The organism is Microbacterium sp. NPDC077644 (genome assembly GCF_040702785.1).
Lineage (GTDB): Bacteria > Actinomycetota > Actinomycetes > Actinomycetales > Microbacteriaceae > Microbacterium.
The window spans coordinates 394,152-414,745 of sequence record NZ_JBFBME010000001.1 but is presented as its reverse complement, the minus strand read 5'-3'; the positions used below and the strand labels follow the sequence as shown (position 1 = coordinate 414,745).

General features: G+C 69.4%; 18 protein-coding genes and 1 riboswitch. Of the genes, 11 read left to right on the top strand and 7 right to left on the bottom strand.

Annotation, left to right across the window (positions count from 1 at the left end; genetic code table 11):
* The first annotated feature begins 247 nt into the window (after positions 1-247).
* The 8 genes from AB0269_RS01950 (at position 248) to AB0269_RS01915 (ending at position 7,303) form a co-directional block, all read left to right on the top strand.
* Positions 248-805 (top strand): GNAT family protein, encoded by a 558-nt coding sequence (locus AB0269_RS01950; RefSeq protein ID WP_366209496.1) that lies wholly within the window; start codon positions 248-250, stop codon positions 803-805.
* Positions 806-883: 78 nt separating this feature from the next.
* A complete protein-coding gene (locus tag AB0269_RS01945; protein ID WP_366209495.1) occupies positions 884-1,747 on the top strand; it encodes a DNA-formamidopyrimidine glycosylase family protein in 864 nt (287 codons plus the stop codon).
* 54 nt (positions 1,748-1,801) lie between these two features.
* Positions 1,802-1,947, top strand: a riboswitch (FMN riboswitch).
* Positions 1,948-1,999: 52 nt separating this feature from the next.
* Positions 2,000-3,031, top strand: a complete 1,032-nt coding sequence (gene ribD / locus AB0269_RS01940; protein ID WP_366209494.1) for a bifunctional diaminohydroxyphosphoribosylaminopyrimidine deaminase/5-amino-6-(5-phosphoribosylamino)uracil reductase RibD — start codon at positions 2,000-2,002, stop codon at positions 3,029-3,031.
* Entirely contained in the window at positions 3,031-3,660 is a 630-nt protein-coding gene (locus tag AB0269_RS01935; RefSeq protein ID WP_366209493.1) for a riboflavin synthase, read from the top strand. Before ribD ends, AB0269_RS01935 begins: the two co-directional genes overlap by 1 nt.
* On the top strand, positions 3,657-4,931 hold the full coding sequence (gene ribA, locus AB0269_RS01930; protein ID WP_366209492.1) for a GTP cyclohydrolase II: 1,275 nt from the start codon (positions 3,657-3,659) through the stop codon (positions 4,929-4,931). The genes AB0269_RS01935 and ribA overlap by 4 nt, the downstream gene beginning before the upstream one ends.
* Positions 4,928-5,422, top strand: a complete 495-nt coding sequence (gene ribH, locus AB0269_RS01925) for a 6,7-dimethyl-8-ribityllumazine synthase (protein ID WP_366209491.1) — start codon at positions 4,928-4,930, stop codon at positions 5,420-5,422. The genes ribA and ribH overlap by 4 nt, the downstream gene beginning before the upstream one ends.
* A gap of 56 nt (positions 5,423-5,478) precedes the next feature.
* On the top strand, positions 5,479-5,832 hold the full coding sequence (locus tag AB0269_RS01920; RefSeq protein WP_366209490.1) for a Fe-S protein: 354 nt from the start codon (positions 5,479-5,481) through the stop codon (positions 5,830-5,832).
* Positions 5,833-5,920: 88 nt separating this feature from the next.
* Positions 5,921-7,303 (top strand): MFS transporter, encoded by a 1,383-nt coding sequence (locus tag AB0269_RS01915; RefSeq protein ID WP_366209489.1) that lies wholly within the window; start codon positions 5,921-5,923, stop codon positions 7,301-7,303.
* A 59-nt stretch (positions 7,304-7,362) separates the two neighbouring features.
* Here the strand turns inward: AB0269_RS01915 and AB0269_RS01910 are convergent, their stop codons facing one another.
* Complete coding sequence (locus tag AB0269_RS01910; RefSeq protein WP_366209488.1) at positions 7,363-8,415, bottom strand: S66 peptidase family protein; 1,053 nt, start codon at positions 8,413-8,415, stop codon at positions 7,363-7,365.
* A 109-nt stretch (positions 8,416-8,524) separates the two neighbouring features.
* Between AB0269_RS01910 and AB0269_RS01905 the strand changes: the two genes are divergently transcribed.
* Positions 8,525-10,414, top strand: a complete 1,890-nt coding sequence (locus AB0269_RS01905) for an ABC transporter ATP-binding protein (RefSeq protein ID WP_366209487.1) — start codon at positions 8,525-8,527, stop codon at positions 10,412-10,414.
* 187 nt (positions 10,415-10,601) lie between these two features.
* On the opposite strand, the gene AB0269_RS01900 is transcribed toward AB0269_RS01905, so the two are convergent.
* Complete coding sequence (locus AB0269_RS01900; protein ID WP_366210478.1) at positions 10,602-12,377, bottom strand: phosphoenolpyruvate carboxykinase (GTP); 1,776 nt, start codon at positions 12,375-12,377, stop codon at positions 10,602-10,604.
* A gap of 209 nt (positions 12,378-12,586) precedes the next feature.
* Here AB0269_RS01900 and AB0269_RS01895 point away from each other — a divergent pair, with 209 nt between their 5' ends.
* The gene (locus AB0269_RS01895; protein WP_366209486.1) at positions 12,587-14,029 is read left to right on the top strand and encodes a helix-turn-helix domain-containing protein; all 1,443 of its coding nucleotides are present in this window, start codon (positions 12,587-12,589) and stop codon (positions 14,027-14,029) included.
* Positions 14,030-14,101: 72 nt separating this feature from the next.
* On the opposite strand, the gene AB0269_RS01890 is transcribed toward AB0269_RS01895, so the two are convergent.
* Together AB0269_RS01890 and AB0269_RS01885 are read right to left on the bottom strand one after the other, a co-directional pair.
* The gene (locus AB0269_RS01890) at positions 14,102-15,175 is read right to left on the bottom strand and encodes a winged helix DNA-binding domain-containing protein (protein ID WP_366209485.1); all 1,074 of its coding nucleotides are present in this window, start codon (positions 15,173-15,175) and stop codon (positions 14,102-14,104) included.
* A gap of 178 nt (positions 15,176-15,353) precedes the next feature.
* Positions 15,354-16,802, bottom strand: a complete 1,449-nt coding sequence (locus AB0269_RS01885) for a glyceraldehyde-3-phosphate dehydrogenase (protein ID WP_366209484.1) — start codon at positions 16,800-16,802, stop codon at positions 15,354-15,356.
* 127 nt (positions 16,803-16,929) lie between these two features.
* Here AB0269_RS01885 and AB0269_RS01880 point away from each other — a divergent pair, with 127 nt between their 5' ends.
* A complete protein-coding gene (locus AB0269_RS01880) occupies positions 16,930-17,580 on the top strand; it encodes an HAD-IA family hydrolase (protein WP_366209483.1) in 651 nt (216 codons plus the stop codon).
* Positions 17,581-17,616: 36 nt separating this feature from the next.
* On the opposite strand, the gene murQ is transcribed toward AB0269_RS01880, so the two are convergent.
* From murQ to AB0269_RS01865, 3 genes are all read right to left on the bottom strand, one after another.
* A complete protein-coding gene (murQ, locus tag AB0269_RS01875; RefSeq protein ID WP_366209482.1) occupies positions 17,617-18,561 on the bottom strand; it encodes an N-acetylmuramic acid 6-phosphate etherase in 945 nt (314 codons plus the stop codon).
* The gene (locus tag AB0269_RS01870; protein WP_366209481.1) at positions 18,551-19,438 is read right to left on the bottom strand and encodes a BadF/BadG/BcrA/BcrD ATPase family protein; all 888 of its coding nucleotides are present in this window, start codon (positions 19,436-19,438) and stop codon (positions 18,551-18,553) included. Before AB0269_RS01870 ends, murQ begins: the two co-directional genes overlap by 11 nt.
* 82 nt (positions 19,439-19,520) lie before the next feature.
* A complete protein-coding gene (locus AB0269_RS01865) occupies positions 19,521-20,594 on the bottom strand; it encodes a DUF998 domain-containing protein (protein WP_366209480.1) in 1,074 nt (357 codons plus the stop codon).

The window sequence follows — 20,594 nt, the reverse complement described above, 5'->3', positions numbered from 1 at the left end:
TCCGACACTGGAGACGGCTCCGTCTCGCGCGTCACCCCGCCAACGGCCGGGGCGAAGCGACACCGCAGAGGGGTCGCAGTCGGTTGCATCCGCGCCGGTATGGCGGCCATTCGCGGCCCCTGCTCGTGCAGGCGATTCACTGAGGGGTCGTAAATGGTCGCCTCAGGGCCGCCGAGGCCACTACTTGCGCCCCCTCGCATGATGTCTGCGAGCGCGCTCCGATGTCGAGCCTGCATAGGATGCCGGGATGGAAACCGTCACGCTCCGCACCGACCGCCTCGTCCTCCGCCCACCCGCAGCGGACGACGTCGACGCGATCTTCGAAGCGTGCCAGGACCCGGACATCCAGCGCTTCACGTCCGTGCCGAGTCCCTACGCCCGAAACGATGCCGAGGATTTCGTGCGGCTCGTCGCCGAGTGGTGGGCGGATGGATCGCAGGCGGTCTGGACGGTCTACGAGCAGGATGTGCTGGTCGGCGCTGTGGGACTCCATCACATCGATCAGGGTGCGGCGGAGATCGGCTACTGGGGTGTGGCGGAGCACCGAGGCCGCGGGATCCTCGGCGAAGCGGCACGCGCCGTCACCGATTGGGGATTCGGCACGCTGGGGCTCGTGCGGCAGAGCTGGCGCGCCGTAGCCGGAAACGTCCCGTCCGCGCGGCTCGCGCGAAGCCTGGGCTTCCGTTACGAGGGCACCATGCGTCAGGCTTTCGTGCACGGAGTGCACCGGGACGACGGATGGATCGCTGGCCTCCTGGCCTCCGACGATCGATCCCCGGTGGACTGGCCGGTCGCGCTCGACTGAGAGACCTCCCCGCTCCAGCGCCGGCCGATCCGGGAACACCGCTGGCCGCATGTCGGCGGCCGGTGGCAGGATGTTCCCATGCCTGAGATGCCGGAGGTCCAGGGGCTCGTCGACTTCCTCGGCGAACGCGCGGTCGGGCACGCGATCACCCGCACGAGCGTCGGCGAGATCGCGGCGCTCAAGACCTACGATCCGCCCAACACCGCTCTGCACGGTGCGACGATCACGGCCGCGAGCAGGCACGGCAAGTTCGTGGTGCTCTCGTGCGGCCCCAGGCTGCACCTCGCGTTCCACTTGGCGAAGGCGGGATGGCTCCGCTGGTACGAGCTGCTGCCGACGACGCTCATCAAGCCGGGCAAGTCGCCGATCGCCCTGCGGGTGGCGCTGGACGACGACAGCGGGTTCGATCTCACCGAGGCCGGCACGAAGAAGTCCCTCGCCGTGTACGTCGGGCGCGACCCGAACGATGTCCCCGGCATCGCCCGTCTCGGCCCCGAACCGCTCGACGACGGATTCACCCGAGACGTCTTCGCCGGGCTGCTCGAGGGCAGGCGGATGCAGATCAAGGGGCTGCTGCGCGATCAGTCCGTGATCGCCGGCATCGGCAACGCCTACAGCGACGAGATCCTGCACGCCGCCCGCATGTCGCCGTACGCGATCAGCGGCAAGCTCGACGACGCCGAGATCGACCGGCTGTACGACGCGATGCAGACGACGCTGAAGGATGCCGTGGCTGCGGCATCCGGCAAGCCGCCGTCCGATCTGAAGGACGCCAAGCGCGCCGGCTTCCAGGTGCACGCGCGGCGCGACGAGGCATGCCCGGTCTGCGGCGACACGATCCGCAGCGTCTTCTTCGCCGATCGTTCGCTCGAGTACTGCCCCACCTGCCAGACCGGAGGCAAGCCGCTCGCCGACCGGCGGCTCTCCCGCCTGCTGAAATGACGTCGTGCGACGCGGAATGAAAAGCGCCGGCGTGCGTTGAGTACACTGAGCATCAACGTGCTCCGGGGTCGGTGAGAATCCGAACCGGCGGTGACAGTCCGCGAGCGCCTCGGCCGAGCCGAGGTTCCGATCCGGTGGAATTCCGGGACCGACGGTGATGCGAGAGAGATCTCGCTAGTCCGGATGGGAGGCAGCACGATGCGCGCAAGCGCGCATTCTGTCATCCCCGGAGCCTGGACAGAAGGACGACGGATGGCAGTGACCGAGCCGGAGCGCCGCGCGATGACGCATGCGCTCGCACTCGCAGCTCACGGCCCACGGGGTGCGAACCCGCAGGTCGGGGCTGTCATCCTCTCCCCTGCGGGCGACATCATCGCCGAGGGCTGGCACCACGGCGCCGGAACCCCGCACGCCGAGGTCGACGCCCTCTCGAAACTCCCCGCGGATGCCGCACGCGGCGCGACCGCCGTCGTCACGCTTGAGCCGTGCAACCACACCGGGCGCACAGGGCCCTGCGCGCTCGCCCTCATCGAGGCGGGCGTCTCCCGCGTCGTGTATGCGCTCGACGATCCCGGTGCCGTCTCCGGCGGCGGGGCTGAGCGTCTGCGCACCGCCGGCGTCGAGGTCGAATCCGGCGAGCAGGCAGCAGCCGCGACCGCGCTCATCACCGACTGGCTCACCGCGCAGCGCCTCGGCCGCCCTCACGTCACCGTGAAGTGGGCGCAGAGCCTCGACGGCCGCGCCGCCGCCGCCGACGGAACCAGCCAGTGGATCACCGGCGCTGAAGCCCGCGCCGATGTGCACCGCCGTCGCGCCGTCGCAGACGCGATCGTCGTCGGCACCGGCACGGTGCTGGCCGACGACCCGGCGCTGACCGCACGCGACGGCGATGCCCTGTTCGATCATCAGCCCGTCCCCGTCGTGATCGGGTCTCGCGAGACGCCGGCGGATGCCGCGCTGCACCGCCACCCGCATGAGCCGCTGTTCTTCGGCACCCGCGACCTGACCGCGGTTCTCGCCGATCTCCACGCCCGAGGCCTCCAGACGGTGTTCGTCGAGGGGGGCCCGACGCTCGCCAGCGCGTTCATCGCAGCAGGGCTCGCCGACCGCATCCTCGCCTATGTGGCGCCCGTCCTGCTCGGCGGTGACAGGCTCGCCCTGACCGACATCGGCGCCTCGTCCATCCGCGAAGCGCACAGGCTCACGATCGACGAGTGGGTGCCGCTCGGCGCCGACCGGCTCGCGATCGCCCACCCCGTACGCACAGAAGAAGGAGAACTCTGATGTTCACCGGAATCATCGAGGAGATCGGCGAGATCACCGCCATCGAGCCGTCGGGCGACGGCTGGCGCCTGACCGTCCGCGCACCGAAGGCTGCGCAGGATGCCGTGCACGGCGAGTCGATCGCCGTCTCCGGCGTCTGCCTGACCGTCGTCGGATCGACGCCCGAGAGCTTCGACGCCGACGTCATGAAGCAGACGCTCGACGTGTCGGCGCTGGCGACGGCATCCGTCGGCACCCGCGTGAACATCGAGAAGGCGATGCCGGTCGGCGCGCGCCTGGGCGGTCACATCGTGCAGGGGCACGTCGACGGCACGGGCGAGATCGTCGAGGTGCGGCCCGGAGACCAGTGGAGCGTGCTGCGCGTCGCGATCCCCTCAGACCTCGCACCGCTCGTGGTCGACAAGGGCTCCATCTCGATCGACGGGACCTCGCTCACCATCAGTGCGGTCACCGAGGCGGGCGGCGACGAGCACTGGCTCGAGGTCTCCCTCATCCCCGAAACCCTCTCCGCCACGACGCTGGGAGGCCGCACCGTCGGCGACCGCGTCAACCTGGAGACCGACATCCTCGCCCGTCATGTCGAACGCCTGCTGGCGTTCCGGGCTGCACCGGAAGGAGGCTCGCGATGAGCCTTTCCACCATCGAAGAAGCACTCGAATCGCTGCGGGCGGGCCGGCCGGTCATCGTCGCCGACGACGAGAACCGCGAGAACGAGGGCGATGTCATCCTCTCGGCCGAACTCGCCACCCCCGAGTGGGTCGCGTGGACGGTCCGCTGGTCGTCGGGCTTCATCTGCGCCCCGATGCCGTCGGATCTCGCCGACCACCTGAACCTCCCTCCGATGGTCGAGGCCAATGAGGACGCGCGCTCGACCGCCTACACGGTCAGCGTGGATGCCGCCGAGGGCGTCACGACAGGGATCAGCGCGTCGGATCGCGCGCACACCCTGAACGTTCTGGCGAACCCGGCATCGACCTCGACGAGCATCATCCGCCCTGGTCACGTCCTGCCTCTGCGCGCCGTCGACGGCGGCGTGCGCGAGCGCGGCGGGCACACCGAGGCCGCCGTCGACCTCATGAAGCTCGCCGGTCTCCAGCCGGTGGGCGCGATCGCCGAGGTCGTCGCCGAGGACGGCAGCATGATGCGCCTGCCCGGCCTGAAGGAGCTCGGCAAGCGCGACGGCGTCCCGGTCATCACGATCGAACAGCTCATCGGCCATCTCAACGAGATCGACCCGCTGGACGGGCCGGTGACCTCATCCCGGACCGGACGGCGCCGCGTGAGCCTGCGGGCCGACGCCACGGTGCCGACCGACCACGGCGTGTTCCGCTTCCTCGCCTACAAGGACCGCGTGACGGGCACCGACCACATCGCGGTCGTCTCGGGTGAGCCCGGCGAGACCGCTCTGGTGCGCGTGCACTCCGAGTGCCTGACCGGTGAGGCGTTCGGTTCGCTCAAGTGCGAATGCGGCCCCCAGCTTGACGCAGCCCTCGACGCTATCGAGCAGGACGGCGGCGTCGTCATCTACATGCGCGGGCACGAGGGCCGAGGCATCGGCCTCATCAACAAGCTGCGCGCATACAGCCTGCAGGAGGAGGGGCTCGACACCGTCGACGCGAACCTCGCCCTCGGCCTTCCCGCCGACGCCCGCGAGTACGCTGCGGCCGCCGGCATCCTCAGCGACCTCGGCATCGCGAAGGTGCGCCTGCTCACCAACAACACCGACAAGGTGAATCAGTTGCGCGAGCTCGGACTCGACGTGATCGAGCAGGTCCCGCTGATCGTCGGCGTCGGACCCAACAACCACCAGTACCTCGAGACCAAGCGCGACCGCATGGGCCACATCATCGGCGAGGCAGAGCTCGCCGAAGCCCTCGCGCACGGAAAGGACCAGGCATGAGCGGCGCGGGAGCACCTTCCCCCACCGAGAAGATCGACGGCACGGGACTGCGCGTCGTCATCATCGCCGGCACCTGGCACGACGTCATCACGAACGGACTGATCGCGGGCTCCGAGCGGGTGCTCGCGGCTTCCGGGGCTTCGTTCGAGACGGTGCGTGTGCCCGGGTCGTTCGAACTCGCCGTCGCGGCGCAGGCCGCGTTCGCCGGCGGTGCGGACGCCGTCGTGGCGCTCGGCGTCATCATCCGCGGCGGCACCCCGCACTTCGAGTACGTGTCGGCGGCGACGACCGACGGCCTCACGCGCGTGGCACTGGATGCCGGCAAGCCGGTCGGTTTCGGCGTCCTGACCCTCGACGACGAGCAGCAGGGCCTGGATCGTGCGGGCCTTCCGGGCTCGAAGGAGGACAAGGGCGCCGAGGCTGCGGACGCCGCGCTGCGCACCGCCCTGGTCGTGCGGGCCCTTCGACAGGCTCAGGGACCGCGCGGCTGAACCCACTGAGGTTCGCCTATCTAGCGGACGCCGGAGCGCAGGGCTAGCCTGACGGCATGGAGACCCTGCGCCTGATCGTCGTATTCATCCATCTGATCGGCTTCGCCGTGCTCTTCGGGGCGTGGGCGGCCCAGGCCTTCGGCGGCAAGCGCCAGTTCACGAGGATCATGGACTGGGGACTCGGCATCGCCCTGCTCGCGGGTCTCGCCCTCTCAGCGCCGTGGGGAATCTCGTACGACCTGAACTACGTCAAGATCGGCGTGAAGCTCGTCGTCCTGGTCATCATCGGCGGGATGCTCGGCATGGGGTCCGCTCGTCAGAAGCGCGGCGAAGCCGTGCCCGCAGGCGTGTTCTGGCTCGTCGGCCTCCTGACGCTCGCGAACGCGGGCATGGGCCTGCTCTGGCGGTAACACGCGGCGATCTGTGCACAGCTGATTCTCAGGGAGGCGTAAACTCCCCGGGTGCTCGTTCTTCGAGCATCCGATCGTCAGGAGTATCTTGAGCACCACCGTCAAACCGGCCAACCCCCGCTCGCGCGTCATCACGGCGAGCCTCGTCGGCACCACCATCGAGTTCTACGACTTCTACGCCTACGCGACGGCCGCTGTCCTCGTCTTCCCGATCCTGTTCTTCCCGAGCGACAACGAGACCGCGTCGCTGCTGGCGTCCTTCGCCGTCTTCGGCGCCGCCATGGTCGCCCGCCCCATCGGCGCGATGGTCTTCGGACACTTCGGCGACAAGTACGGTCGCAAGGCGACGCTCGTGGCATCCCTGCTCACGATGGGCATCGCGACCGTCCTCATCGGCGTTCTGCCGACGTTCCAGCAGATCAACTGGGTTGCGCCCCTCCTGCTGCTCATCCTGCGTCTCGCGCAGGGCTTCGCACTCGGCGGCGAATGGTCGGGAGCGGCCCTGGTCGCCACCGAGAACGCCCCGAAGGGCAAGCGCGCCTGGTACGGCTCGTTCCCGCAGCTCGGCGCCCCGATCGGCTTCATCATCGCCAACTTCATCTTCCTGGCGATCAACTGGCTGCTGCCGCACGCCGAGGACCCGTCGCTGAAGTCCGAGGCCTTCCTCGCGTGGGGCTGGCGCATCCCGTTCCTGTTCTCGGCCGTCATGGTCATCATCGGCCTGTGGGTGCGTCTGAAGCTCGTCGAGTCCGACACGTTCAAGAAGGCGTCGGAGGTCGGCGCGATCCGCAAGATGCCGCTGGCGACCGTGTTCCGCCACTACTGGAAGCAGCTGATCCTCGGCACATTCATCATGCTGGCGACCTACGTGCTGTTCTACCTGATGACGAACTTCACGCTGACCTACGGCACCGCGCAGACCGACGCCGCCGTACCTGGTCTCGGATTCGCGTACACCGACTTCGTGCTCATGCAGATCATCGGCGTGGTGTTCTTCGGCATCTTCACGTTGCTGTCCGGTCCGGTCGCGGATGCGGTCGGCCGGCGCCGCCTGCTCATGTGGGTGACGGCGGCGATCATCGTGTTCGGGCTGTCGTTCAACCTGTTCCTGCTGCCGCAGGCCGACCCGAAGTTCACCGGTGCCCTCACCCAGGCGCTGCTCGTGATCGGTTTCATGCTGATGGGCACGACGTTCGGCCCGATGGGCGCACTGCTCCCGGAGCTGTTCCCGACCAACGTCCGTTACTCGGGCTCGGCGATCTCGTACAACGTGTCGTCGATCCTGGGTGCGGCGGTGGCGCCGTTCATCGCCGTGGCGCTGTGGAGCGCCGCCGGCGGATCGCCCGTGCTCGTGGGCGTGTATCTCGCGGCCATGGGCGTGCTGACGTTCATCGCGCTGATCTTCACACCCGAGACCAAGGACCACGACTACGAGGCAGACCTCGGTCTCGCGCAGAGCGCGGAGCTGTAACCCTTTCGAGTAACGCAAGTGACCGCATCTCACGCTGAGATGCGGTCACTTGCGTTACTTCAGCGGTAGTCGGCGAATACGCGCTGCACCGAGCCGTCGAGCACCATCCGGCCGCCATAGGGCACGATCCACTGCGGGCGGGTGTGTCCGAACGGCACCCCGACGCAGACCACGGCATCCGGGTTGTAGCGGGCGACAGTCTCGATGACGGTGTCGCGCTGGGCGGCGCGCAGCGCCTCGGCCTCGTCCGGCGACGGGTGGTATTCGAAGTCGCTCACTGGCGGACGGGCGACGACGACGCCCGACACCGCCGAGAGGATGCCGCGCTCCCCCAGCCCCCGCATCCATCGCCCGACCCAGGATGCCAGCGGACGCTCCTCGCTCGTCTCGATGAGCAGGATCGCACCCTCGAGATCGGATGCCGCCGGCAACCGGTCCGCGAACGCCACGCCGTCGAGCACTTCGAGGCATCCGCCCCACGTGCGTCCCTCGACGCGCTTCGCCGGCCCCGCCCACGCCCACGGTTCGGTGGGGACGCGATCGCCGAACTCCGTGAGGGCGCGCGGGTCCTCCCAGCGTCGCCCAACGTCCTCGGACTCGCCTGGCTCGGTGAGCTCGAGCTCACCGCCGTCCAAGAGGGCGGCGCGCAGCGAACGCAGGTGGATGTCGTCGACCGCAGGGCCGGGACCGAGATGCACGGCGGTCGAGCCGCCGTAGAAGCCAGGGACGCCGAGACCCCACAACCAGTTCAGGATGTTCGTGTTGTCGCTGTACCCGACGAACGGCTTCGGGTCGGCCTGTGCGAGCGCAGGATCCAGATGCGGCACCACGAGGATCTGATCGTCGCCGCCGATCGTGGCGAGGATCGCCCTGATCGACGAGTCGGCGAACGCCGCGTTGACATCCGCCGCTCTCGCCTCGGGCGAGGCTCCGAGTTCGCGTGTCGTCGGGTACTCCACCGGAATCAGACCGGTCAGTTCCGTGAGCCGGCGCATCGCCTGCTCATGCAGGGCCGGAGCGACTGCCGGTGCGGCGAACGCGGGCGAGAGGACGGCGACGTGGTCGCCGGGGGTCGCTCTTGCACGAGACGAGGTCTGCTGCATGAAACCCATGCTGGCAACGCACGTCTCATGCTGCAAACCACGTCTCGTCGGCGTGAAACAGGCCGCGCACAGGAAGTACGGTCGTAGGTAAGCCCTTTTCTTCAGATCGAGGTCACGCATGTCTCGTACGGCGCCCACTCGCCGACGCGGACGCGGCGCGCCGCAGGACGGTCCGCGCGCCACCTTCCGCCAGCTCCTCCCCTTCCTGTTCGAGCACAAGCGCACGCTGATCGTCGTCGCCGTGCTCAGCGTCATCGGAGCGCTGACGTCGCTCGTCCAGCCGCTGCTCGTCGGCCAGGTCATCGGGTTCGTCCAGGACAGCAAGCCGCTCGGGATGCTCGTGTGGGCACTCGTCGCATTCGTGATCATCTCGTCGGTGATCTCGGGCTACCAGCACTATCTCCTGCAGCGCACCGGCACGGCCGTGGTGCACTCCAGTCGCCGGAAGCTCATCGCCCGCATCCTGCACCTGCCGATCCGCGAGTTCGACGCCCGCCGCACCGGCGACCTCGTCTCGCGCGTCGGCACCGACACGACCCTCCTGTACGCCGTGCTCACCCAGGGTCTCGCGGACGCCGTCGGCAGCGCCCTGCTCTTCCTCGGCGCCCTGATCGCCATGCTCATCATCGATCCGCTCCTGCTGCTGATCATCGTCGTGGTGGTCGGCGTCTCGCTCGCGGTCGTCGTGCTGCTCAGCGGCCGGATCCGCACCGCGTCGGCCGCGCAGCAGGTGAAGGTGGGCGAACTCGCATCGGCCGTGGAGCGCGCGGTGGGCTCGATCCGCACCGTGCGCGCATCGGGGGCGACCGAGCGCGAGACGGATGCCGTCAGCGGCCTCGCGGGCGAGGCGTACGGCATCGGCGTGCGGATCGCGAAGGTCTCGGCCCTCGTCGTGCCGATCGCGGGCGTCGCGCTGCAGCTGTCGTTGCTCGCCGTCCTCGGCGTCGGCGGCTTCCGCGTCGCGGCCGGGGCGATCAGCGTGGCATCCCTCGTGACGTTCGTGATGTTCCTCTTCATGCTCATCATGCCGCTCGCGACGACGTTCGGAGCGATCACGTCGGTGAGCCAGGCGCTCGGCGCGCTCGGGCGGATCCAGGAGGTGCTGGACCTGCCGACGGAGGATCAGGAGGATGCCACCATCGCGGCATCCCTCTCGGACGACCCGCACGACGACGCACCTGTCGCCGCCATCTCGTTCCGCGACGTGCGGTTCCGCTACCCCGACGCCGTGATCGCCGCCCGTGAGGCGGCCGCGAACGAGGCGCGCACCCTGCTCGTCGACGCGCATCTGGAGCGGGCGGACGACGATCGCCACCAGGTCGAGAACTCCGAAGTGCTGCGCGGGGTGTCCTTCGACGTGCCGCGCGGCGCCCGGGTGGCGCTGGTCGGTCCGAGCGGTGCGGGAAAGAGCACGATCCTGTCGCTCATCGAGCGCTTCTACGACCCCACGGGCGGCTCGATCCGTCTGCACGGACACGACATCCGCACGTATCCGCGCGCCGAGCTGCGCGCGAACTTCGGATACGTCGAGCAGGATGCTCCGACTCTCGCCGGCACGCTCGCCGAGAACCTGCGCCTCGCCTCCCCCGACGCCACCGACGCCGACTGCGAGCGCGTGCTGCGCGCCGTGAATCTCGGCGACGTCCTCGAACGCGGCCCGCTGGGTCTGCAGACGCCCGTCGGCGAGGACGGCGTGATGCTCTCGGGCGGCGAGCGCCAGCGTCTCGCGATCGCGCGGGCGCTGCTGACCGAGGCACCCATCCTGCTGCTGGACGAATCGACGTCGTCGCTCGACGGCGTGAACGAGCAGCGCATGCGCGAGGCCATCGACGCGGTCTCGGCCGATCGGACACTTGTCGTGATCGCTCATCGGCTCTCGACGGTCGTCGACAGCGACGTCATCGTCGTGCTCCAGGACGGCGAGGTCGTCGGCACCGGAACGCACTCCGAGCTCGTCGAGCAAGTGCCGCTGTACCGCGATCTCGCCCGGCATCAGCTGCTGGCGTAGCATCCACACGCGTCACAGAATGCGGACGCTGTCCCGATCTGCAGACTGATTCCCCCGAAACGTCAGCAGATCGGGACAGGCCCGGTCGATCGGGCGCGAAGCGCCCGGCTTGTCGCGGCGGCAGGATGGCGGGACCACTCAGCCATGGGTTCGTCCCTGCCATCCCGCCGACGCGGGTCTTGTGCGGCTACTGCGCCTTCTCGAGGCGGTAGCGGAGCGAGGCGAGCTCGGTGCGCAGCGCAGCCGGCAGCGTCTCGCCGAAGGTGTCGTAGAACGCCTCGGTCGAGTCGGCCTCTGCCATCCACGCCTGAGCATCGATGGAGAACAGCTCCTCGAGGTCCTCGGCCGGCACGTCGATGCCGTCGAGGTTGAGGTCCTCCACCAGCGGCAGACGGCCGATCGGGGTGTCGACCGCGGCCACCTCGCCGCTGATGCGCCGGATGATCCAGTCGACCACGCGGGCGTTGTCGCCGAAGCCGGGCCACAGGAAGCGGCCGTCGGCGCCGCGGCGGAACCAGTTCACCTGGAAGATGCGCGGAGCCCGGTCGAAGCGCAGCTCACGACCGACCCGGAGCCAGTGCGCGAAGTAGTCGCCCATGTTGTATCCGCAGAACGGCAGCATCGCGAACGGGTCGCGGCGCAGCTCGCCGAGCGTCCCCTCAGCGGCGGCGGTGCGCTCCGACGAGATCGTAGAGCCGAGGAAGACGCCGTGCGTCCAGTCGGTCGCCTCGACCACGAGCGGCACGTTGGTGGCGCGACGACCGCCGAAGAGGATGACGTCGAGCGGGACGGCCTCTTCCCAGTCGTCCGAGATCTGCGGGCACTGCGCAGCCGAGACGGTGAATCGCGAGTTCGGGTGAGCGGCGGGGCGGCCGGAGTCGGGCGTCCATTCATTGCCCTGCCAGTCGATGAGGTTCGCCGGCGGCGTGTCGGTCAGGCCCTCCCACCAGACGTCGCCGTCGGGGCGGAGCGCGACGTTGGTGAAGATCGTGTTGCCCCAGAGGGTCTCGATCGCCGTCACGTTGGTCGACTCGCCGGTACCGGGTGCGACGCCGAAGAAGCCGGCCTCGGGGTTGATGGCCCACATGCGGCCGTCCTCACCGGGGCGGATCCAGGCGATGTCGTCGCCGAGGGTCTCGACCTTCCAGCCCGGGATGGTCGGGCGCAGCATGGCGAGGTTCGTCTTGCCGCAGGCCGACGGGAACGCCGCGGCCACGTGGTACGCCTTGCCCTTCGGGTCGATGACGCGGATCAGCAGCATGTGCTCGGCCAGCCACCCCTCGTCGCGGGCGATCACCGAGGCGATGCGCAGCGCGAAGCACTTCTTGGCGAGGATGGCGTTGCCGCCGTAGCCCGAACCGTACGAGTAGACCTCGAGCGAGTCGGGGAAGTGGACGATGTACTTGTCGTCGTTGCACGGCCACTCGACGTCCGCCTCGCCCGGTGCGAGCGGGGCGCCGACGGAGTGGACCGTCTTGACCCACGGTGCGCCCTCGGCGATCTGACGCGTGACCGCGTCGCCGACGCGGGTCATGATGCCGATGGATGCCACGGCGTATGCGCTGTCGGTGACCTGGACGCCGATGTGCGACAGCGGTCCGCCCACGGCCCCCATGGAGAACGGCACGACGTACATGGTCCGACCGCGCATCGAGCCCTCGAAGAGACCCGTCATCTTGGCGCGCATGTCGGCGGGGTCTGCCCAGTTGTTCGTGGGACCGGCGTCCTTCTCCTGCTCGGAGGCGATGAACGTGCGCGCCTCGGTGCGCGCGACGTCGCTGGGGTGCGAGCGGGCGAGGTAGGAACCGGGACGCCACTCGGGGTTGAGCTTGATGAGCTTGCCCTCGTCGACGAGCCCGCGCAGCAGCGCGTCATTCTCGGCGGCCGAGCCGTCGACCCAGTGGACCGCTGCGGGCTGGGTGAGTTCGCGGATCTCCTCGACCCATGCCTTGAGCTCTGCCATGGCCGGCGTGTCATACGTCGGAGCCGCGCCCAGGGTTCGCACTGCGGAGACCGCGGGAACGCGAGGGGTGAAGGTCTCGACCATAGCCATGTCTGCTCCTTGATTGGGATCGTAGAGATCGGTGCTTGCATCCATTCTCTGGAACCCAGGCGGGTGTTTTAGGCCGCTTTCGATCTAAAGAAATGCACTTCTTTCGCTATGCTCAAGGAATGAGCAGCTCCGGCATCCATCTCACGACCCTCGGTCATCGCATCCGGCACCACCGTGTCGCGCAGGGCTTCACCCTCGACGAGCTCGGCGCGAAGGTCGGCGTCGCAGGCTCCCAGCTCAGCCTCATCGAGAACGGCAAGCGCGAACCGAAGCTCTCTCTGCTGCAGTCCATCGCACAGGCCACCGGCACCGAGGTCGCCGACCTCATCTCGGGCGAGCCGCCGAACCGGCGGGCAGCGCTGGAGATCGAGCTCGAGAAGGCGCAGGCGAGCCCCGTCTTCCGGCAGCTCGGCGTCAGCCCGGTGCGCGTCTCGAAGGGGATGCCGGATGAGACGATCGAGTCGATCCTCGGGCTGCATCGCGAACTGCAGCGCCGGGAGCGCGAGGCGATCGCCACGCCGGAGGAGGCCCGCAGAGCCAACACCGAGCTGCGCCTGCGGATGCGAGCGCAGAACAACTACATCGGCGACATCGAGAAGCTCGCCGAGAAGCAGCTGAAGTCGGCCGGGCACGTCAGCGGCGCACTCACCCACCGGACTGTGATCATCATGGCCGAGAAGCTCGGGTTCGAGCTCATCTACGTCAACGACCTGCCCCACTCGACACGCTCGGTCACCGACCTCGAGAACAGCCGGATCTACCTGCCACCGGCATCCATCCCCGGCGGTCACGGCCTGCGGTCCATGGCCCTGCAGGCGATGGCGCATCGCCTGCTCGGGCACACGCCCCCGACCGACTACGCCGACTTCCTGCAGCAGCGCCTCGAGATCAACTACTTCGCGGCCGCATGCCTCATCCCCGAGACAGCGGGCATCGCGTTCCTGCAGCAGGCGAAGAAGGACCGCAACCTCGCGGTCGAGGACTTCCGCGACGCGTTCGGCGTCACGCACGAGGCTGCGGGCATGCGGATGACGAATCTCATGACCGAGCATCTCGGCATGAAGCTGCACTTCCTGCGTGTCGAGGGCAGCGGCGCGATCACGCGCGTATACGAGAATGACGATCTGCCGCTGCCGATGGATGTCACCGGCGCCGTGGAGGGTCAGCCGGTGTGCCGCAAGTTCCAGGCACGGGCGGCATTCGAGCAGCAGAACCGCACCACGGAGCGCTACCAGTACACCGACACCCCGTCGGGGACGTTCTGGTGCGCGACGCAGACGGGTTCGGGCAGCGACGGCGAGTACTCGGCCACGGTCGGCGTGCCCTTCGACGACGCACGGTGGTGGCGCGGACGGGAGACGTCGGACCGCGCGGTGTCGACGTGCCCCGACGAGGCGTGCTGCCGGCGACCCGATCCGGGCCTGGCGGACCGGTGGAACGGCCGCTCCTGGCCCAGCGCCCGCGTGCACACGCACATGTTCTCGCCGCTCCCGCGCGGCGCGTTCCCGGGCGTCGATGACAGCGAGGTCTACGCGTTCCTCGATCGGCACGCAGCGGAGTGATCTCCGGAGCGCGCGATGCTGGATGCTTTCGGTCGGTTCCGAGCGCGTGAAACCGACGAAAAGCATCCAGCATCACCCCGTGATGAAGGCGGCGTAGCGGTCGAGCGCTGCGCCGATGTCGGCCGCGTCCGCGGCGCCTGACGTCAGGAGCTCAGGGATGGGATCTTCGGCGTGCCGGCCGATCGCCGTCGACTGCCGCCAGGTGCCGATCACGACGCCGTCGCGGACGATGATCGGGCGCACCATGCCGTTCTTGCCCGGCCCCACGGCGGCCAGGTCCTCGGGCGGGCACGCGACCGTGCGATCGGCGTACGAGATGTAGTACTCCTCGAATGAGGCGAGCGCGAGCACGGATGCCGCGCGCGGGCTGCGCCGCGGCCGGTTGCTCGCCGCGAAGAGCCCGTCGTCCACCTCGTGGATGCGCTCGTCATTCTGCGCCGCCGATGCCGCGGCGCGCGCCGCCGTGAGCGTGAGACCGGCCCACCATGCGAAGTCGGCGGCCGTCGCCGGACCGTGCCCGCCGATGTATCGCGCGAACATCTCGGCGGCGGGATCGACGGGCGATGCGGACTCGCGGATGTGCTCGTCGAAGAGCACGAAGTACTGCTCGCGGCTCACTCCGCCCGGTCGCGCGACGGTCGGTCCCTGGCAGATGATGCCGCGCAGCGCTAGGGCTCCGATCGCGTGGGCGCCGCGCTGCCCGGCGGGGTCGATGCCGATGCCGACGAACAGGTCGAAGAGTTCTGCGCGTGTCAGGGCGTTGCCGCCTCGCAGCGCCGTCCGAACGACGTGCTCGACCCGCTTCAGCGCCTCGGCGTCGAGTCCGAGCTCGCGCAGCCGCGGCTCCTGCGCGCGCATCTGGCGTGCACCGGTCACCTGCAGCATCCACGCGAGGTCTTGTGCAGGGACGATGTGCAAGGTGCCGCGCTGCGTCCACGCGCGCACGAGGACACCGCGGTCGAACAGGCCGTCCACCGCGCTCACTGTCGGCGAGCCCGCGGTGCGGGAGGCCAACGCCCAGCGACCGGCCCAGAACTCCTGCGCCTGCACGGCGAGCATGTGCTGTGCGGCATCCGCCACCGAGCGCGCAGGGGCCGACAGCCGGTGCGACCGCAGCCGCTCCTGACGCAGCATCTCCGGCTTCATGCCCCCATCCTGCCCTGCGCGTCGGACATCGCCGCTCATGCCGTATCGAATCCGTCGGTCACAGACGACCAGAACCGACCGGATCGATACAGCACGTCGGAGTTCGATCCGCGGGTTCACCGGGTACGTGGATGCCGACCTGACCGCCCGCGTCGACCGCTGATACGGGGCCTGCGCCTCAAGCCTGCAGAGTCACCTCGCGGCGGGGCGGCAGCACGACGGGGTGGGACCCTGCCATGACCTCGAGCACACGGATCACCTGGCACGAGTAGCCGTACTCGTTGTCGTACCAGACGTACAGCACGACGTCGCGGTCGTTCGCGATCGTCGCGAGCCCGTCGACGATGCCGGCGCGGTGCGAGCCGACGAAGTCCGTCGAGACGACCTCGGGGCTCTCGACGTAGTCGATCTGCTGGCGGAGCTTCGAGTGCAGCGAGACGCGGCGCAGGTAGTCGTTGAGCTCGTCCCTGGTCGCCGGGTTCTCGAGCGTCAGGTGCAGGACGGCCAGCGACACGTCGGGGGTGGGAACGCGGATCGCCGACCCCGTCAGCTTGCCCTCGAGCTCGGGCAGCGCGCGGGCGACGGCCTTGGCCGCTCCGGTCTCGGTGATGACCATGTTCAGGACGGCCGACCGGCCGCGACGGTCGCCGGAGTGGAAGTTGTCGATGAGGTTCTGGTCGTTCGTGAACGAGTGCACGGTCTCGACATGACCGCGCACGATGCCGTAGGCCTCATCCATGGCCTTGAGCACCGGGGTGATCGCGTTCGTCGTGCACGAGGCCGCCGACACGATGCGGTCGGAGTCCTCGATCGTGACGTCGTTGATGCCGTGGACGATGTTCTTCAGCGCACCCTTGCCGGGGGCCGTGAGCAGAACACGGGCTGCGCCCTTCGCCTCGAGGTGGCGGCTGAGGCCCGCCTCGTCGCGCCAGCGACCGGTGTTGTCGACGACGATGGCGTCGCGGATGCCGTACGCGGTGTAGTCGACGGATGCCGGGTCGTTCGAGTAGATGACCTGGATGCGGGTGCCGTTGGCGATGATCTGCTCGGCGTCCTCGTCCACGGTGACGGACCCTGCGAAGCTGCCGTGCACCGAGTCGCGCATGAGGAGCGAAGCGCGCTTGACGAGGTCGTTCTCGGATCCGCGCCGGACGACGATGGCGCGCAGGCGCAGTCCGCTGCCCCCGCTGTTGTGGGCGATGAGGATGCGGGCGAGCAGACGTCCGATGCGCCCGAAGCCGTAGAGCACGACGTCGGTGGGCTCGGCGGGCTCGGCGCCCATGGCAGGTGCCAGGACCTCGCGCAGGTACGCGTCGAGCGGAGCATCCGTGTCGGAGAGCCCGGCGACGAGCCGCGCGACGTCGATCGACGAGGCGCCGGGCGCGAGGTCGCGAAGCGACTCGAGCACCGAGAGGGTGTCCTCGAGCGCGAGCTCCTCGTGGCCGAGCTGGGCGACCCGCTCGTGCAACTCGATGATGCCCGTCGTCGACAGACCGAGCAGGCGGTGCCCGTGCAGCGACGTCACCACCTCGTGATCGCGGCGGAGCGCGCCGACGAGCGGAACCATCCGCTCTGCGAGCTCTTCTCTGACCAACCAGTCATCACGGTGTGCCGCGAAGTCGTTCATCTGCGTCCTTGCATGTTCTGAGCGCGCCGAAGGTCGTCCGGCGCGCGGGTTGCCGGGTGGAACATCGGGGGATGCTTCCAGGATAGTCCGCGACGGAGCCGTCGCTCACCGGGGCTAGCCTGGATGCATGGCGACGACCTTCACTGCCCGCGCTGCCCTGCTCGACATGGACGGCACGCTCGTCGACTCCACGGCCGTCGTCGAGCATCTGTGGCTGGAATGGGCGGAGCCGCACGGCCTGGACCGCGCGACGGTGCTCCGGACCGTGCACGGCCGCCAGGGGTGGCAGAGCATGGCGATCCTGCTGCCCGAGCGCGACCACGAGATCAACCTGATCGAGAACCAGCAGATGCTCGCACGCGAGAGCGCCGAGACCGACGGCGTCGTCGCGATCCCCGGTGCCGACGGCCTGCTCGACGCACTGGAGGACCTCCCCCACGCGATCGTCACCTCGGCGGACGTCGCACTCATGACCGCGCGCATGGGGGCCGCAGGGCTGGCCATCCCCGAACTCGCGGTCACAGCGGAGCGGGTGACGAACAGCAAGCCCGACCCGGAGGGGTTCCTGCTCGCGGCATCCCTGCTCGGCATCGCGCCGGCCGACTGCGTCGTGTTCGAGGACTCCGGCGCCGGCATCCGCGCCGGCCTCGACGCCGGGATGACCGTCGTCGGCGTCGGCCCGCATGCGCCGTCCTTCGGTCCGGCGCATCACGTCGACGACCTCACGCAGGTCGGGATCGTGCCCGTGGCGGACGGGTTCGAGGTCAGGATCGGCTGAGCGTCGTGCCCTGCCTGTTCAGCCCGTTCGACTCGTTCAGCTCAGCGACGCGATCGCCTCGCGCAGGATGCCGTCCGCTGCAGCGAGCGCGTCGCGGGCACGGGACACCTCGGCGCCCGTGATGGTCGTGAGCAGCGCGAGCTTGACCGATCCGTCGGCAGCCCGCAACGCCGCATCCGCCTCGTCGATGCCGGCGCCGGTCAGCTCCGCGACGGTGCGGATCGATCGGGCGTGCAGCTTCTCGTTCGTGGCGACGAGGTCGACCATCACCCCGCGATAGGTCTTGCCGAGTCTGATCATCGACAGCGTCGTCAGCATGTTGACGACGAGCTTCTGGGTCGTGCCCGACTTCAGCCTCGTGGACCCGGAGATGAACTCCGGACCCGTCACGACCTCGATGGGGATCTCCGCCGCCGCACCGATGGCGGAGTCGCGGTTCGACGCGATCGCCACCGTGAGCGCTCCGATTCCGCGCGCGTACTCGAGTCCGCCGATCACGTACGGGGTCCGGCCGGATGCCGAGATGCCGACGACGGTGTCGCGCTCTGTCAGCCCGAGTTCGCGCAGCGACACGCCCGCGGCGTCGCGGTCGTCCTCCGCGTTCTCGACGGCGGATCGCACCGCTGTCTCTCCGCCCGCGATGAGCCCGATCACCATCGAGGGGTCGGTGCCGAACGTGGGAGGGCACTCGCTCGCGTCGAGCACGCCGATGCGCCCGGCCGTCCCGGCGCCGATGTAGATGAGCCGGCCGCCGCGGCGGAAGCGCTCGGTGATCCCGTCGACGGCGCGGGCGATGTCCGCCGCGCGCTCGGCGACGGCCGCGGGAACCCGCTGGTCCTCGGCGTTCATGAGCCGCACGAGCTCGGCGGTGTTCTGCAGATCGAGATCGCCCCGCTCGGTGGTCGCGGCCTCGGTGTCGAGCCGGGCGAGCTGTCCGATCAGCGAAGACAGGCGATCAGATGAGCGATGGTCATCGGACACGGTGGACGAACCTTTCGTGAGATGTGTCGGCGCGCCGCGCGAGCAGGGCGGCGCCATCGAGGGCGTCGCCTCGGGCGCGCACCGGAGTACGGCCGGCGTCAGTCAGGGAGCGCTCGAGCTCGGCGCGGAACCACGGATGCTCGGTGAGCCCGCCGTGGACGACGACGCCGGGGCGGTCGGATGCTGCGACGGCGGATGCCGTGAGCAGACGAACCGCCTCCGCGGCGATCTGCGCGGCGATCTGGTCGCCGTCGGCGGCGGCATCCAGGACGAGCGGGGCGATGCCGGCCAGTTGCCGGGCGACGGGGAGGTCGCCTGCGAGCCAGGCGACGGCATCCGGAGCAGGAGCGATGTGCGCGGTGATCGCGTTCGACAGCACGGTCGGCTCCCCGAGCCTGTCGCGGGAACGCAGCGCGGCGCGCACGCCCTCCCGCCCGATCCACGATCCACCGCCGAGGTCCCCGATGTCGGGTCCCCATCCGTCGATGAGCCGGGTTCCGCTGTCATCGACGCCCAGCGCCGCAGCTCCCGTGCCGGCGATGAGCAGCGTGCCCTGCCCGCCGTCCAGCGCACCGGCGTGAGCCGTGACGACATCCGATGCGACGGCGACCTGTACCCCGGTCGACCGCGCGAGACATCGTGCGAGGTCGTGCGCGGCATCCGGATCCGCCCAAGCGCCGGCCGCACCGACGCCGAGCACCTCGATCCGGCCCGCCTGCGCGGCGAGCGGCTCGATCGCGGCCAGCGCCGCATCCACGCCCCCGCGCGTTGCCAGCCCAGGGGCGCCCGGTCCGGTGAATGCGCGCCGGGCGCCGGCATCCATGATCGCGACCCGGCAACGGGTCTTGCCGAGATCCACGGCGACGGTGATGGGCATGGGGCGGCTCTCAGGACAGGGAGATGCGCCGATCAGCGGCGCGTAATTGTAAAGAGTCTATGCATAATGCCGCGCTTCGCGCTCATTCCGCGTCGGCGGCCACGTCGTCCGCGGCCCGCAGGAACACGATGATCCAGCTGAAGATGAGGATCGCCGCGATGAGCTCGACGGCGGTGAGGTTGTAGTAGCCGGTGGCGAAGAAGATGCCCAGCAGCGCGATGACGGCGACGTATACGTAGCCCATGCCGACGAAGATGCGGGAGATCGAGGGCAGCAGCCAGGGCAGGGCGATCACCACGGCGGCGAAGCACACCGCCATGCCCGTCGCGACGGTGTTGTGCAGCAGGAAGAAGGCATCGACGGGGAAGATCCCGACGCACGTCAGGAAGATGCCCATGAGGATCAAGCCGATCCGCACGTAGTGGCGCCCGCGCTTCTGCCGCGGGTCCGCGACCGGGAGACCGGCGGTGGCGTACCGGGAGACGGTCGTGACGATGACGCCCGCGACGATGAGCGTGCCGTTGAAGATCCAGGCCGAGTCGTTGCTCGCCATGCCCAGGGCCGAGAGGTTGTCGCGCCACCAGAGCGGATCGGTCGCCGTCAGCATGCTCGCGAACGCCCCGACCACGAGGAAGATCGCCAGCACGAGCGACAGCATCATCGGGGTGAGGGACGCCGCACTGAGGAAGCACACGTAGGCGGTCAGGGCGAAGGCCACCGAGACGAGGATCGCCCCGGGGAAGTCGTAGACCGGGGCGCCCGTGAAGCTCAGTTCCAGCAGCGCCGCGATCCCGGTCCACCCGAGCAGCGCCGTCGCGGCGTACGCGAGCGTGATCGCGGCGACGTCGTACCAGCGCAGGCGGTCGTCTCTCATCGTCAGGCGATCCACGCTCGCCGCGATGCGGCCGCGACGGACCGTCATGCGGCCGAGCAGAACGGCCAGGACGGCGACGACGGCTCCGCCCACCGCGGCGTAGGCGCCGATCGACCAGGCGCCGGCGATCTCGAGCTCGCGCCCCCAGAACAGGATGATCGACACCACGAACCCGACGACGAAGAACGCGGCGCCTACGAGGAGGGCGGCGTTCTCGAGCGTCGGAGGGGCGTCGCCGATCCGCGCGCGTATGCGCTGCCGGAGCGATGTCCGTGCAGACAT